Source organism: Streptomyces sp. NPDC042638 (assembly GCF_040647235.1).
GTDB lineage: Bacteria > Actinomycetota > Actinomycetes > Streptomycetales > Streptomycetaceae > Streptomyces > Streptomyces rameus.
Genome location: NZ_JBEZBT010000056.1, coordinates 14,559 through 29,274 on the forward strand (window position 1 = coordinate 14,559; position 14,716 = coordinate 29,274).

Annotated in this window: 10 protein-coding genes and 2 pseudogenes; 6 read left to right on the top strand and 6 right to left on the bottom strand. The window is 72.5% G+C overall.

Going from position 1 to position 14,716, the window contains the following annotated elements; all coding sequences use genetic code 11:
* Nucleotides 1–38 precede the first annotated feature (38 nt).
* On the top strand, nucleotides 39–3,626 hold the full coding sequence (gene cydD / locus AB0B40_RS31690) for a thiol reductant ABC exporter subunit CydD (RefSeq protein ID WP_362266963.1): 3,588 nt from the start codon (nucleotides 39–41) through the stop codon (nucleotides 3,624–3,626).
* 101 nt (nucleotides 3,627–3,727) lie between these two features.
* Here cydD and AB0B40_RS31695 read toward each other — a convergent pair whose 3' ends face one another.
* The 6 genes and pseudogenes from AB0B40_RS31695 to AB0B40_RS31720 all read right to left on the bottom strand — a co-directional run bounded on the left by AB0B40_RS31695 (nucleotide 3,728) and on the right by AB0B40_RS31720 (nucleotide 9,699).
* Nucleotides 3,728–4,600 carry an HAD-IIB family hydrolase gene (locus tag AB0B40_RS31695; protein WP_345058846.1) on the bottom strand — a complete coding sequence of 291 codons (873 nt, stop codon included), beginning with the start codon at nucleotides 4,598–4,600 and terminating at the stop codon, nucleotides 3,728–3,730.
* Nucleotides 4,601–4,690: 90 nt separating this feature from the next.
* Nucleotides 4,691–5,593: an LLM class flavin-dependent oxidoreductase gene (locus AB0B40_RS31700; protein WP_345058844.1), complete on the bottom strand. Its 903-nt coding sequence runs from the start codon at nucleotides 5,591–5,593 to the stop codon at nucleotides 4,691–4,693.
* A 133-nt stretch (nucleotides 5,594–5,726) separates the two neighbouring features.
* Nucleotides 5,727–6,274 (bottom strand): annotated as a pseudogene (locus AB0B40_RS31705) (RNA 2'-phosphotransferase).
* 122 nt (nucleotides 6,275–6,396) lie between these two features.
* Nucleotides 6,397–6,923: pseudogene (locus tag AB0B40_RS31710) on the bottom strand (MerR family transcriptional regulator); the annotation flags it as partial.
* A 182-nt stretch (nucleotides 6,924–7,105) separates the two neighbouring features.
* A complete protein-coding gene (locus AB0B40_RS31715) occupies nucleotides 7,106–8,860 on the bottom strand; it encodes an SDR family oxidoreductase (protein WP_345058840.1) in 1,755 nt (584 codons plus the stop codon).
* Nucleotides 8,857–9,699, bottom strand: coding sequence for a M24 family metallopeptidase (locus AB0B40_RS31720; RefSeq protein WP_345058838.1), 843 nt, complete (start codon nucleotides 9,697–9,699; stop codon nucleotides 8,857–8,859). Before AB0B40_RS31720 ends, AB0B40_RS31715 begins: the two co-directional genes overlap by 4 nt.
* A 294-nt stretch (nucleotides 9,700–9,993) precedes the next feature.
* Here AB0B40_RS31720 and AB0B40_RS31725 point away from each other — a divergent pair, with 294 nt between their 5' ends.
* The 5 genes from AB0B40_RS31725 to AB0B40_RS31745 all read left to right on the top strand — a co-directional run bounded on the left by AB0B40_RS31725 (nucleotide 9,994) and on the right by AB0B40_RS31745 (nucleotide 13,848).
* Nucleotides 9,994–10,959, top strand: coding sequence for an ABC transporter ATP-binding protein (locus AB0B40_RS31725; protein WP_362266981.1), 966 nt, complete (start codon nucleotides 9,994–9,996; stop codon nucleotides 10,957–10,959).
* Entirely contained in the window at nucleotides 10,949–11,857 is a 909-nt protein-coding gene (locus AB0B40_RS31730; RefSeq protein ID WP_345058836.1) for an ABC transporter permease, read from the top strand. The genes AB0B40_RS31725 and AB0B40_RS31730 overlap by 11 nt, the downstream gene beginning before the upstream one ends.
* A gap of 52 nt (nucleotides 11,858–11,909) precedes the next feature.
* Nucleotides 11,910–12,821, top strand: coding sequence for an ABC transporter ATP-binding protein (locus AB0B40_RS31735; protein WP_345058834.1), 912 nt, complete (start codon nucleotides 11,910–11,912; stop codon nucleotides 12,819–12,821).
* Between the two features lie 11 nt (nucleotides 12,822–12,832).
* Nucleotides 12,833–13,552, top strand: a complete 720-nt coding sequence (locus tag AB0B40_RS31740; RefSeq protein WP_345058832.1) for an ABC transporter permease — start codon at nucleotides 12,833–12,835, stop codon at nucleotides 13,550–13,552.
* Between the two features lie 77 nt (nucleotides 13,553–13,629).
* Nucleotides 13,630–13,848, top strand: a complete 219-nt coding sequence (locus AB0B40_RS31745; protein WP_345058830.1) for a hypothetical protein — start codon at nucleotides 13,630–13,632, stop codon at nucleotides 13,846–13,848.
* The last annotated feature ends 868 nt before the right edge of the window (nucleotides 13,849–14,716 follow it).

Consider the following 14,716-nt stretch of genomic DNA (forward strand, 5'->3'; position numbering starts at 1 on the left):
TGTGTTTCACGTGAAACGCACCCTCCGGACCGAAGGGCATGTTTCACGTGAAACCAATCGATCCCCGCCTGCTGCGATACGCCCGTGCCACCCGCCTCTTCCTTGTGGCCGTCGTCGGTCTGGGGGCCGTCGGCGCGGGGCTGGTCATCGCCCAGGCGATGCTTGTCGCCGAGGTCGTCGTCGGAGCTTTCCAGCACGGGCAGTCGGCCGCCGGCCTGCGCACCCCCCTGTTGCTGTTGGCTGCCGTGGCCGTGGGACGGTCGATTGTCGCGTGGCTCACCGAACTCGCCGCACACCGGGCGAGCGCGGCCGTGAAGTCGGAGCTGCGTGGACGGCTCCTGGACCGGGCGGCGGCGCTCGGTCCGGGGTGGCTGAGCGGTCAGCGGACCGGTTCACTGGTCACCCTGGCCACCCGCGGGGTGGACGCCCTGGACGACTACTTCTCGCGCTACCTCCCGCAGTTGGGGCTCGCCGTCGTCGTGCCGGTGGCGGTGCTGGCGCGGATCGTCACCGAGGACTGGGTGTCGGCGGCGATCATCGTCGGCACCCTGCCGCTGATCCCGCTCTTCATGATGCTGATCGGCTGGGCGACACAGTCCCGGATGGACCGTCAGTGGCGCCTGCTGTCCCGGCTGTCCGGTCACTTCCTGGACGTGGTCGCGGGCCTGCCGACGCTGAAGGTGTTCGGCCGGGCCAAGGCACAGGCCGCGTCCATCCGCCGGATCACCGGCGAGTACCGGCAGGCCACCCTGCGGACGCTGCGCATCGCCTTTCTCTCGTCGTTCGCCCTGGAACTGCTGGCCACGCTGTCGGTGGCGCTGGTCGCCGTGACGATCGGGATGCGGCTGGTCCACGGCGACATGGACCTGTACATCGGTCTGGTGATTCTGGTGCTGGCGCCGGAGGCGTATCTGCCGCTGCGGCAGGTGGGCGCGCAGTACCACGCGGCGGCGGAGGGGCTTGCCGCGGCGGAGGAGATCTTCACCGTGCTGGAGACGGCGTTGCCCGATTCCGGTACGGATGCGGTGCCCGCGGGAGCCGTGGTCTTCGAAGGGGTCGGCGTCCGCTACCCAGGGCGTTCTTCGGATGCCGTGACGGGGGTGTCGTTCAGTGTCGAGCCCGGTGAGACCGTCGCGCTGGTCGGGCCGAGCGGGGCGGGCAAGTCGACGCTGCTGAGCGTGTTGCTGGGCTTCGTGCGGCCCACCGAGGGGCGGGTGCGGGTCGGGGGTGCCGATCTCGCCGGCCTCGACCTGGCGGAGTGGCGGTCGCGGATCGCGTGGGTGCCGCAGAGGCCGCATCTGTATGCCGGGACCATCGCGGAGAACGTACGGCTGGCTCGGCCCGAGGCCGATGACGGTGCCGTACGGCGGGCTCTGCGGGACGCGGGGGCGCTGGAGTTCGTGGAGGCCTTGCCGGAAGGGGCCGACACCCTTCTCGGGGAGGACGGAGCGGGGCTGTCGGCGGGGCAGCGACAGCGGCTTGCGCTGGCCCGGGCGTTTCTCGCGGATCGGCCGGTGCTGTTGCTGGATGAGCCGACGGCTGCGTTGGACGGGGCGACGGAGGGGGATGTCGTCGCGGCCGTGCGGAGGCTTGCGGCCGGACGCACGGTGTTGCTCGTCGTCCATCGGCCCGCGTTGCTGGGGGTGGCCGACAGGGTGATACGGCTGGAGGGTGCCGAGGCTCTGACGCACCCGGCGGGCGTGCGGCCGTCCGGGGAACGCCGCCCCCTGGACGGCCGTCCTCGCCCCGCCGCCACCCGACTGGGTGAGCCGGAGCCGCGGCCCGCTGGGATGGATGGCGGACCGGCCGGGTTCCCGCCCGCTGGGACGGATGGCGCACCGGCGGGGACTCGGCGCGATGGGGCCGGTCTGCGGGGGCGGAGCGTCTTGGGGCGGATCCGGGGGCTTGGCGGACGGTCGCGCGGGCGGCTGGCGGGGGCCCTGGCGCTGGGCAGTCTGGCGCTGGGCAGTGCCGTCGGGCTGATGGCGACCTCCGGCTGGCTCATCTCGCGTGCCTCGCAGCAGCCGCCGGTGCTGTACCTGATGGTCGCGGTGACCGCGACGCGGGCTTTCGGGATCGGACGGGCCGTCTTCCGGTATGCCGAGCGGCTGGTGTCGCACGACGCCGTCCTGCGGATGCTGGCCGACACCCGGGTGGCGGTGTACCGGCGTCTGGAACGCCTCGCTCCCGCCGGACTGCGCGGTGCCCGGCGCGGTGATCTGCTCACCCGGCTGGTCGCGGACGTGGACGCCTTCCAGGACTACTGGCTGCGCTGGCTGCTGCCCGCCGGAACGGCCCTCGCCGTCTCCGCCGGGTCCGTCGGCTTCACGGCCTGGCTGCTGCCCGAGGCCGGCGCCGTCCTCGCCGTGGGCCTGTTGGCGGCCGGTGCCGGCGTGCCGCTGGTGACCGCCACCGCGGCCCGGCGGACCGAGCGGCGGCTGGCGCCCGCCCGAGGGGTGCTCGCGACCCGCGTGACCGACCTGCTCACCGGCACCGCCGAGCTGACCGTCGCCGGCGCGCTGCCGGCCCGTACGGACGCGGCCCGCCGGTCCGACGGCACCCTCACCCGGATCGCCGCCCGCTCCGCCGCCGTCACCGGTCTCGGCGACGGGCTGACCGCGCTGCTCTCCGGGCTGACCGTCACGGTCACCGCGCTGCTCGGGGCCCAGGCGGTGGCGGCCGGCCGGCTCGACGGCGTGGCGATGGCCGTGATCGTACTGACTCCGCTGGCCGCCTTCGAGGCCGTACTGGGGCTGCCGCTGGCCGTGCGGTACCGGCAGCGGGTGCGGCGCAGCGCGGAGCGCGTGTACGAGGTGCTGGACGCTCCCGAGCCCGTGCGCGAGCCCGAGTCGCCCCGGCAGGCGCCGTCGTCGCCGTTCCCGGTGGTCCTCAAAGGCGTGGTCGCGCGCTACCCGGGACAGCGGCAGGATGCGCTCGCCGGGCTGGACCTGACGCTGGAGCAGGGGCGCCGCATCGCGGTGGTGGGGGTGTCCGGTGCGGGCAAGACGACCCTCGCTCAGGTTCTGCTGCGATTCCTGGACCCGCAGGCGGGCACCTACACGCTCGCCGGTGTGGACGCCTGCGCCCTGGCGGGGGACGACGTGCGGCGGCTCGTCGGGCTGTGCGCGCAGGACGCGCATCTCTTCGACAGCTCCGTGCGCGAGAACCTGCTGCTGGCCAGGAAGGACGCCGCCGAGGCGGATCTGCTCGACGCGCTGGCCCGGGCCCGGCTGCTGGACTGGGTGGACTCGCTGCCCGACGGCCTGGACACGCTCGTCGGCGAGCACGGGGCACGACTGTCCGGCGGGCAGCGGCAACGGCTGGCGCTGGCCCGTGCGCTGCTCGCCGGCTTCCCCGTGCTGGTCCTGGACGAGCCCGCCGAGCACCTTGACCTGCCGACGGCGGACGCGCTGACCGCCGATCTGCTGGCCGCCACCCGGGGCCGGACCACGCTGCTGATCACCCACCGGCTCGCCGGGCTCGACGCGGTGGACGAGGTGCTCGTGCTCGACGCGGGCCGGGTGGTGCAGCGGGGTCCGTACGAGCGGCTGATGGCCGAGGACGGGCCGCTGCGGGAGATGGCGCGGCGGGAGACCGAGGCGGAGGCGTCGGCCGGGGTGCGCTGAGCCCTCGGCCGGCCCTTCTAGCGATCCCTCGGGCGAAAGCCTCCGAGTCGCCGCCTCGGGCGACGCCTCCGGGTGTGCCCTCGGGTGCCTGGGCGGTGCGCCTACGGCAGGCGGTTGGCGAGGAGTTCCTCGATCACGACCGCCACACCGTCGTCGTTGTTGGCGACCGTACGGCCCGACGCGGCGGCGATGACGTCCGGATGGGCGTTGCCCATCGCGTACGACTGGCCGGCCCAGGTCAGCATCTCGACGTCGTTGGGCATGTCACCGAAGGCCACGACCTCCTCGTGCGAGATGCCTCGCTCGGCGCAGCACAGGGCGAGGGTGCTGGCCTTGGAGACGTCGGGGCCGCTGAGCTCCAAAAGGGCGCTGGGGCTGGAGCGGGTGACGTTGGCGTGGCCGCCGATCGCCAGGCGGGCCAGGGTGAGGAAGGCGTCGGGGTCGAGGGAGGGGTGGTAGGCGAGGATCTTGAGCACGGGCTGGTCGGCGTCCGGACCGTCGGGTGCGAGCAGCTCCTCGGCGGGCCGGAGGTTGTCCGGTATCTCCATGTGCAGCTTGGGATAGTCCGGCTCCTGGTGGAAGCCGTACGTCTGCTCCACCGCGAACACCGTGCCGGGCGCCGCCTCACGCAGCAGGCGTACGGCGGCCAGGGCGTTCTCCCGGGCCAGCTCACGGACCTTCACGAACCGGTGGGCGCCGGGGCCGCCGTGCAGGTCGACCACGGCGGCGCCGTTCCCGCAGATCGCCAGGCCGTGGCCGTGGACGTGGTCGCTGACCACGTCCATCCACCGGGCCGGCCGGCCGGTGACGAAGAAGACCTCGATCCCGGCTTCCTCGGCGGCGGCCAGCGCGGCGACGGTCCGCGCGGAGACCGACTTGTCGTCGCGCAGCAGAGTGCCGTCGAGGTCGGTGGCGATCAGCCGCGCGGGCAGGGCGGCGGCAGGGGTCCCGGGCTGTCTGGTCGCTGAGGTCACCCGGTCATTCTCGCGCAGGTGTCCGCACGGCCGTGCGGCGGTCCGCACAGATGAGACCGAGCCGACGTCAGGAGGTGACGTCGGGGCCGTTCAGCCCAGCTGGGCGAGGGCCTCCATGGCGATCCGCTCGAAGACCTTCTGGTCCGCATCGAAGTCGGAGTCCGGGATGGGCCAGTGGATGACGATCTCGGTGAAGCCCAGTTCGCGGTGGCGGCCGGCGAAGTCCACGAAGGCGTCCAGGGACGCGAGCGGCCGTCCGCGGTCCGGGGTGAAGCCGGTGAGCAGGACCTTGTCCAGCCCGGCGATGTCCCGGCCGGCGGCCTCGCACGCCTCGGCCAGTTTGCTGATCTGTCCGCGCAGGGCGTCGACGGACTGCTCCGGCGTACCGTTCTCGTACAGCTTCGGGTCGCCGGTGGTCACCCACGCCTGGCCGTACCGCGCGGCGAGCTTCAGGCCGCGGGGGCCGGTGGCCGCCACTGCGAACGGCAGCCGGGGGCGCTGGACACAGCCCGGGATGTTGCGGGCCTCGTGCGCCGAGTAGTACCGCCCCTCGTGCGTCACCGAGTCCTCGGTGAGCAGCCGGTCCAGCAGGGGCACGAACTCGGCGAAGCGGTCGGCGCGCTCACGCGGGGTCCAGGACTCCTGGCCGAGGGCGGTGGCGTCGAAACCGGTGCCGCCGGCACCGATGCCGAGGGTGACCCGGCCGCCGGAGATGTCGTCCAGGGAGATCAGTTCCTTGGCGAGGGTCACCGGGTGGCGGAAGTTCGGCGAGGTGACCAGCGTGCCGAGGCGCAGCCGGTCGGTGGCCGCCGCTGCCGCCGTCAGCGTCGGGATCGCGCCGAACCAGGGGCCGTCACGGAAGCTGCGCCAGGAGAGGTGGTCGTAGGTGTACGCCGTGTGGAAGCCGAGCTGCTCGGCGCGCTCCCAGGCCGAACGGGCGCCTTCGTGCCAGCGGCGGTACGGGAGGATCACGGTGCTCAGACGCAGACTCATGCGTCCGAGCGTAAGCGGCCCGGCCGGCCAGGGGCGAAAGGGTTACCGAACGCGGCTGACCGGCGCCGCGCGGTGAGGGGGGTAGGCGGACGTGGGCGTGCGCTTCCCGGCCGCGGGCCGGCGGTGTGCGTGATCAGCGGGGGCCGGTGAGGCGCAGATAGCGCGGCGGTACGGCGGCGGTCAGCCAGACGCCGTTGGCGCTGACGTGGAACACGTGCCCGTCGCGGTGCATGGCGCCGGAGTCGACGGTGAGCACCACCGGGCGGCCCCGGCGGGCGCCGACGCGGGTGGCGGTCTCCCGGTCCGCGGAGAGGTGGACGGCGTGCCGGGCCATGGGGCGCAGGCCCTCCGCCCGTATCGCGGCGAGGTGCGCGGTGACCGTCCCGTGGTAGAGGTACGGCGGTGGGGTCGCCGGGGGCAGGCCGAGGTCGACCTCGATGCTGTATCCCTGGCTGGCGCGGATCCTGCTTCCTTCGATCACGAAGCGCTGCTTGTCGTTCGTGGCGACCAGTGGTCCAGTTCCGCGCGGGTGAACCGGAAGCCGTGGGCGGTGGCGGCGGCGATCAGCGCGTCGATCTCCACCCAGCCGCCGGTGTCGGGTGTGAGCCCGATGCGCTCCGGCTGGTGGCGCAGGTGTCTGGAGAGGTATTTGGACACCTTCACAGTGCGTCGTTCATCCATGGCTTCCAGCGTGTGGGAGAGACGCGGATCACGCAGCTCGTTTTTGCCCGCAGGTTTGATCCACAACCAAGTGAGGTTATCCACAGGCGAATTGGCGAAGTTGTGGACAACTGCCTTGTGTTTCAGGGTATTTTATGAACGCCTGTGTGGTCATGGGGTGATGTAGCAAGATCGTCCAAGGCCCTGGCCCGTACATCCCGTTCGGCCGCCAGCGCGAGGAAGTCCGAAACACGCTCTCGGCCAATCAGCTTTTCCACGGCGTCGATCGCGTCGGCGGGCAGTGGCACGGTACGGGTGCCGACGGCCGGTTCGGCGATTGCCGCGTGACGAGATGGGTGCGCAGCTGCCGTGTCGCCAAAGCGCCCATGGCGAGGGCCAGTTCGGCGTTCACCGTCCGCTGGGCCAGGGGCCGCAGACGGCGCACGGGCGCGGCCGCTTCGGCCGCGTGGACGTCCGTGCGGTGGCCTGGGTCGGCCAGGTGACGCGCGAAGTCGTACTCCGTCGTGAACTCCAGGAAGCGCGAAGCGATGTGCTCGACCTGCCCCCTCAACTCCCGCAGGTGATCTGAGATCGCGGACAGCGGGATACCGACGGCATACAACTCGACTGCAACCGACGGCTCTTGAGGGCTCGGAACGAGGAACGTGTCGGGGGGTTCCGCCGGCCCGGGCGACGGCCGCCCGTGGCTGTGCGGGAGGCCCCCAGGGCACTGTCGGCGCCATCGCGGGATCCTCTCCGGGCCGGGCAGGGCCGGGCCGGGCGGGGCCGGGTCGGGCGCGGAGCGGGACGGGGCGACTGGGACCATGCGAGCAGCCCCCGCACCCCGCCGCCTCACAGCCTGGGTTCGACCCGGGCGATCCTCCGCAGCAGCCCCGGTGCGAAGCGGGACAGCAGGTGGGCACCCCGGGCCTCCACGGTCACCGGCGCGACCGCCCTGTTCCGGGCCACCGCGTCCAGGATCGCGTCGGCCACCTTCTCCGGCGGGAAGTTGCGCAGTCCGTACAGGTGGGCGGACCGCTGTCGGCGGCGGCGCTCCTCCGCCTCGTCGACGCCGGTGAAGCGGGCCGTGGAGGTGATGTTGGTGTTGACGAAGCCCGGGCAGACCGCCGTGACACCGATGCCCTGGGAGGCCAGCTCGGCGCGCAGGCACTCGGAGAGCATCAGCACGGCCGCCTTGGAGGTGCTGTAGGCGGGCAGGGCGCGGGACGGCTGGTATGCCGCCGCCGAGGCCGTGTTGACGATGTGGCCGCCCTGGCCGCGCTCGGCCATGCGCGCCCCGAAGAGCCGGCACCCGTGGATCACGCCCCACAGGTTCACGTCCAGCACCTTGCGCCAGTCGTCGGTCGTCGTGGCGAAGAAGGAGCCCGACAAGCCGATACCCGCGTTGTTGACCAGCACGTCCAGCACGCCGTACTCGCGGTGGACCTTCTCCGCGAGTTTCTCCATGGCCTGCTCGTCGGAGACGTCGGCCGGCTCGGCCCAGGCCTCGGGCGCGCCGACCAGCCGGGACAGCTCGGCGGTGCGGGCCGCGGCCTCGGCGTCGCGGTCGACGCAGACCACCCGCGCTCCGGCCTCCGCGAAGGCGAACGCCGTCGCCCGTCCGATGCCGCTGCCCGCACCGGTGACCAGCACCAGCTGCCCGGCGAACCGGTCGGCATGGCGGCCGGCGGGCGCCGGGGCGGGCCGGCCGCCCGCCACGGACGTGATGAACTCCTCGATCCAGGAGGCGACCTGGTCGGGCCGGGTGCGCGGAACCCAGTGCTTCGCCGGAAGCGTGCGGCGGGTCAGCTGGGGCGCCCACTGGTCCAGGTCGTCGTACAGCCGCTCCGAGAGGAACGCGTCCCCCTGGGGAGTGATGAGCTGCACGGGCGCGTGCGCGTACGCGTCGGGGCGCGGCCTGCGCAGCCGCGCGCGGACGTTGTCCCGGTACAGCCAGGCGCCGTGCGCCGCGTCGGAGGGGAGGGAGCCGGTCGGGTAGTCCCCGCCGGGGACCCGCTCGACCCGTTCCAGGATCTTCGGCCAGCGCCTGCCGAGCGGGCCGCGCCAGGCCAGTTCCGGCAGGGCCGGGGTGTGCAGCAGGTAGACGTACCAGGACTTGGCGCCCTGGCCGAGGAGCTGGCCCACCCGGCGGGGCGTGGGACGCTTCACGCGCGCGTTGATCCAGTGCCCGAAGTGGTCCAGGGACGGCCCGGAGATCGAGGTGAAGGAGGCGATACGGCCCTCCGTGCGGCCCACCGTGACGAACTCCCAGGCCTGCACCGAGCCCCAGTCGTGCCCCACCAGGTGCACCGGACGGTCCGGGCTGACCTCGTCCACGACGGCCAGGAAGTCGTCCGTGAGCTTGGCGAGCGTGAACCCCCCGCGCAGCGGCTGCGGGGCCGTGGAGCGGCCGTGGCCCCGGACGTCGTAGAGGACCACGTGGAAGCGGCCGGCGAGCCGGGCCGCGACCTGCGACCAGACCTCCTTGCTGTCCGGGTAGCCGTGCACCAGGACGACCGTCGGCTGTTCCGGGTCGCCCAGCTCGGCCACGCACAGCTCGACCCCGCCGGTCCGCACCCAGCGCTCACGCGCGCCTCGCAGTGTCACTTCTCCTCCGCCCAGCGCCGCACGTGCGGCAGATCGTCGTCCAGCCAGAAGGCGCTCTCCCCCGGGTCCCGGGAGTCGGTGACCACCAGGATCTCCTCGAACTTCGCGCCCGTACCCCGGAAACCGAGGTGCGGTTCGACCGCCCACAGGCCCGGCCGCGGGGGGTGGTCCGAGAAGCGGTACGGCGACCACAGCGGCGACCAGCCCTCGCGGTGGCCGTGCAGCGCGTCGGCGGCCAGCCCCTTGAGGGACTGCGTGCCGAATCCGAACAGGTGGGGCGACCAGCGGCGCTCCCGCACCCGGTCCACCTTGTGGGCGATCACCCCGAAGGGGTAGGCCCGGTGCCGGTTGGCGTACCCCTGGCGGACCATCAGCCGGTCCACGTCCTGGTAGATCTCCCGCAGCGGGCGCCGCTCGCGCACCTCGCGCAGGATCAGTTCCCGGTGTGCCTCCAGGTCGGCCAGCAGCCGGTCCTGCACCGGGTTCACGCCCAGTGAGCCCGAATAGCCGATGTCCGCCGTGTATCCCTCGTACACCGGTGCCATGTCCAGGATGAACGGCATCCCGGGCTCCAGGGCGCGGTCGGTCGGGAAGAACTGGAGCGGGAGGCGGAAGTTCACGAACGCCGTGCGGTCGCCGAACCAGGCGAAGGGGAGATGGAACCAGTCCCGCACCCCGCGCTCGCGCAGCCACTCCCGCTGCATCCGCGCCGCCTCGCGCTCGGTCACGCCCGGTTCAAGGCGGGCCGCGACCGCCTCCGCGCACTCGTAGGCGAGGCGCTGCACCCGCCTGAATCCCCGCAATTCCACGGAGAGTTCGCTGCTCACTGCCGTCGTCATGCCGTTCCGTCCCGTCACCTCGACGCCTCGTGCGTCGTCCCGGCGACTTGTCCCGTCGACTCGCCCCGTCGACCGCGGTACGCGTCCGTAACTTGACACTGGTGAATGTGACAGTTGTTAGAGGCGGCGTCAATAGGCGGGATCAAGGGCTGTGGACAACGGCCGTCCCCACGTCCCCGGACCACCCTTGGGTGGGCGACCCCTAGGTTCCCGTAATACCTGGGGCTGACGAGGAAACGGCTCTGAGGTCTGACGACGGACGTGGTCCGGATCACTACCGTCGAAGGCGTGACTGTGATCGCGACCGAAAGCCTGAGCAAGCGGTTCCCCCGGGTGACCGCACTCGACCGGCTGTCCGTGGACATCGGGCCCGGTGTGACCGGACTCGTCGGAGCCAACGGCGCCGGCAAGTCCACCCTGATCAAGATCCTGCTGGGGCTGTCCCCCGCGACGGAGGGCCGGGCCGAGGTGCTCGGCCTCGACGTCGCCACCAAGGGTGCCGCCATCCGCGAGCGGGTCGGGTACATGCCGGAGCATGACTGCCTGCCGCCCGACGTCTCGGCCACCGAGTTCGTCGTCCACATGGCCCGGATGTCCGGCCTGCCGGCCACCGCCGCGCGCGAGCGGACCGCCGACACCCTGCGCCATGTGGGTCTGTACGAGGAGCGCTACCGCCCCATCGGCGGCTACTCGACCGGCATGAAGCAGCGCGTGAAGCTCGCCCAGGCCCTGGTGCACGACCCGCAGCTGGTCCTCCTGGACGAGCCGACCAACGGCCTCGACCCGGTCGGCCGCGACGAGATGCTCGGCCTGATCCGCCGCATCCACAGCGACTTCGGCATCTCGGTCCTGGTCACCTCCCACCTGCTGGGCGAGCTGGAGCGCACCTGCGACCACGTCGTCGTCATCGACGGCGGCACGCTCCTGCGCTCCAGCTCCACCACCGACTTCACCCAGACCACGACCACCCTCGCGATCGAGGTCACCGACAGCGACGCGCACCCCGACGGCACCCGCGCGGTCAGCGAGGCGCTCCACGCGCGCGGAGCGGCCACGCACGCGGAGGCCGGCGGGCTGCCCGGCGCCGGACACATCCTGCTGCTGACCGCCACGGGCGACGAGACGTACGACCTCGTCCGGGACGTGGTCGCCGACCTCGGCCTCGGCCTGGTGCGCATGGAACAGCGCCGGCACCGCATCTCCGAGGTGTTCACCAGCAACGACGAACAGCGGAAGGAGGCCGTCGGCCATGGCGGTTGAGCATCCCCCGGCAACGGCGGCCGGCGACCGGTCCCGCATCCACGACATCGGCTACCGGGGCTACGACGGACCCCGCCTCGGCCGCGCCTACGCCCGCCGCTCGCTGTACTCGCAGTCCCTGCGCGGCGCCTACGGCCTCGGCCGCTCGGTGAAGTCCAAGGTGCTGCCGATGCTGCTGTTCGCGGTGATGTGCGTGCCGGCCGCCATCATGGTGGCCGTCGCCGTCGCCACCAAGGCGCACGAACTGCCGGTGTCCTACACCCGGTACGCGATCATCATGCAGGCCGTGATCAGCCTGTACGTCGCCTCCCAGGCCCCCCAGGCCGTCTCCCGTGACCTGCGCTTCAAGACGGTGCCGCTGTACTTCTCGCGGCCCATCGAGACCGCCGACTACGTCCGCGCCAAGTTCGCGGCGCTCGCCTCGGCGCTGTTCGTCCTCACCGGGGCACCCCTGCTCGTGATGTACGTGGGCGCGCTCCTGTCCAAGATGGGCTTCGCCCACCAGACCGGGAAATTCGCACAGGGACTGGTCTCCGTGGCCCTGCTCTCGCTGCTCTTCGCCGGAATCGGCCTGGTCATCGCGGCCGTCACCCCGCGCCGCGGGTTCGGCATCGCCGCCGTGATCGCCGTACTGACCATCTCCTACGGCGCGGTCTCCACCCTCCAGGCCATCGCCCACGTCCAGGGCAGCGGCAGCGCCGTCCCGTGGATCGGCCTGTTCTCGCCGATCACACTGATCGACGGCGTGCAGTCGGCCTTCCTCGGCGGCAGCTCCGCCTTCCCCGGCGGGGTGGGCCCGTCCACGGGCGAGGGCGTGGTCTACGTCGTGTTCGTCCTGGGCCTGATCGCCGCCTGTTACGGCCTCCTGATCCGCCGCTACCGCAAGGTGGGCCTGTGAACATGCCCAGCCCGTCTCCCGCCACCACCCTTCCAAGGAATGGGCCGCGCCCATGAGCACTCTCACCATCGACCACGTCTCGCGCTGGTTCGGCAACGTCGTCGCCGTCAACGACATCACCATGACCATCGGCCCCGGCGTCACCGGTCTGCTCGGCCCCAACGGCGCCGGGAAGTCCACCCTGATCAACATGATGGGCGGCTTCCTGGCCCCCTCCACCGGCACCATCACGCTCGACGGACAGCCGGTGTGGCGCAACGAGACGATCTACCGGCACATCGGCCTCGTCCCCGAGCGGGAGGCGATGTACGACTTCCTCACCGGCCGCGAGTTCGTCGTCGCCAACGCCGAGTTGCACGGGCTCGGGGACAAGGCCGCGCAGCGTGCCCTCGCCACCGTGGAGATGGAGTACGCGCAGGACCGGAAGATCGCCACGTACTCCAAGGGCATGCGGCAGCGCGTGAAGATGGCGAGCGCCCTCGTGCACGACCCGTCGCTGCTCCTGCTGGACGAGCCGTTCAACGGCATGGACCCGCGTCAGCGCATGCAGCTGATGGACCTGCTGCGGAAGATGGGCGACGAGGGCCGCACGGTGCTGTTCTCCTCGCACATCCTCGAAGAGGTCGAGCAGCTCGCCCGGCACATCGAGGTCGTCGTCGCCGGACGGCACGCGGCCAGCGGTGACTTCCGCAAGATCCGTCGCCTGATGACCGACCGCCCGCACCGCTACCTGGTGCGCTCCAGCGACGACCGCGCCCTCGCGGCGGCGCTGATCGCCGATGTGTCGACGGCCGGCATCGAGGTCGACCACGCCGAGGGCGCGCTGCGCATCCAGGCCGTGGACTTCGGCCGCTTCACCGCCCTGCTGCCGAAGGTCGCCCGGGATCACGGCATCCGGCTGCTCACGGTCTCGCCGTCCGACGAGTCCCTGGAGTCCGTCTTCTCGTATCTGGTCGCGGCGTAGGAGGCCGAAAGATGTATGACCCCACCGTCGCCCGGCTCACCTACCGGGCGCTGCTCGGCCGCCGCCGGGCCCTCATCCTCGGCGCGCTGCCGCTGCTGCTGATCGTGATCTCCGTGGCCGTGCGGGCCCTGACCGGGGCCGACGACCAGACGGCGGCAGACGTCCTCGGCGGCTTCGCGCTCGCCACCATGGTGCCGATCATCGGTGTCATCGCCGGCACGGGCGCGATCGGCCCGGAGATCGACGACGGCTCCGTCGTCTACCTGCTGTCCAAGCCCCTGAAGCGGACCACGATCATCTTCACCAAGCTGATCGTCGCCATCGCCGTGACCATGGTCTTCTCGGCAGTGCCGACCATGATCGCGGGCCTGATCCTGAACGGCAACGGTCAGCAGATCGCGGTCGCCTACACGGTCGCCGCCCTGATCTCCTCCATCGCCTACTCGGCGGTCTTCCTGCTGCTGGGCACGGTCTCGCGGCACGCGGTGGTCTTCGGGCTCGTCTACGCCCTGGTCTGGGAGGCGCTGTTCGGCTCCCTGGTGCCGGGCGCGCGCACGCTGAGCGTCCAGCAGTGGTCGCTGGCCGTCGCCCACAAGGTCGCCGGCGGGGACCTGGTGACCTCGGACGTGGGCCTGACGACGGCCACCGTCCTGCTGGTGGTGGTCACCGTCCTGGCCACCTGGTACGCCGGTCAGAAGCTGCGGTCTCTGACGCTGGCGGGCGAGGAGTAGCCGACGGGTGCCTTGACGGGGGCTTCACTCCCGTCGAGGCACCCTGGGTCCAGGGACGCACTGCTGGGAGGCAGGACATGGCTGACGAGGGGCTGCCCTCCGACGAGTGGGACGAGGTCGTCCTGGACGAGGAGTTCATACGCTCCGCCGGGACCTCCGAGCCGTCCGCCCGGGCCCGGATGCTCGCCGCCCGCTGGCGGACCGAGCAGCCGCGGCCGGAGCCCTGGCGCTCCGACGAGCCGCCGGCGGGCTGGTTCTTCAGCAAGGCCCGCAGACGCCGGTGGCGCCGCCGGTAGCGGCACCCCTTATATCCGGTGGCGGTCGAACTCCCCGGCGAGGCACAGTGGTTCCGCCCCGTCCGCCGGGATCGTCCCGGCGCCGCGTACCGGGAGCGGAGGTGGGCGATGTCCATGCACGGCAGTACGCCCAGCTCCCGACAGGGCAGCCCGCGGCCGGCTCCGGAGTGATGCGCCACCCCTCCGTGAAGCCACGGGCGCTGCCCGGGGCGGCCGCTTCGAGCACGTGAGCGCTGCGCTCGCGTGGGCCGCCTTCCCTGTGGCCCCCTGTCGCAAGGGGGCATCCTGCGCTGGGGCGGCCGGGAAACAGCGCGACTCGGCGCCGCGAGGCGCCATCGCGCCACCCGAGCCGCCCCAGCGGCACGACTGCCCACAGCCACGACGCGGACTGCTGGCGGCGCGTCCACGGCTCCCGGGGGCGCGTACGACTGGCCGACGAGCCACGACGCACCCGCCCCGGCGACGGCCGTCACGGCCGCGGTGGGCCACGACAGAGCGCGGTGGACCACGACAGTGGCGCGGTGGCCGCGACGGACCACGACAGTGGCGCGGTGGCCGCGACGGACCGGGACGACGGCGGTGGCCGCGACGGCCGCGACGGCCGGGGTGTACGCCGTGGGCGGGGACGGACCGCGGTGGGCCGGGAGGGCCGTGGTGGGCCGGGAGGGCCGTGGTGGGCCACGGCAGACTGCGATGGCCCCGGCGGACCGGGACGGACCGCGGTCGCCTCGAGGGACCGGGACGGCCACGGTGACGCGCTGGCCGTTACGGCCGGGAGGGCCGCGGTGGGCCGGGAGGGCCGTGATGGACCACGGCAGACTGCGATGGCCCCGGCGGACCGGGACGGACCGCGGTCGCCTCGAGGGAC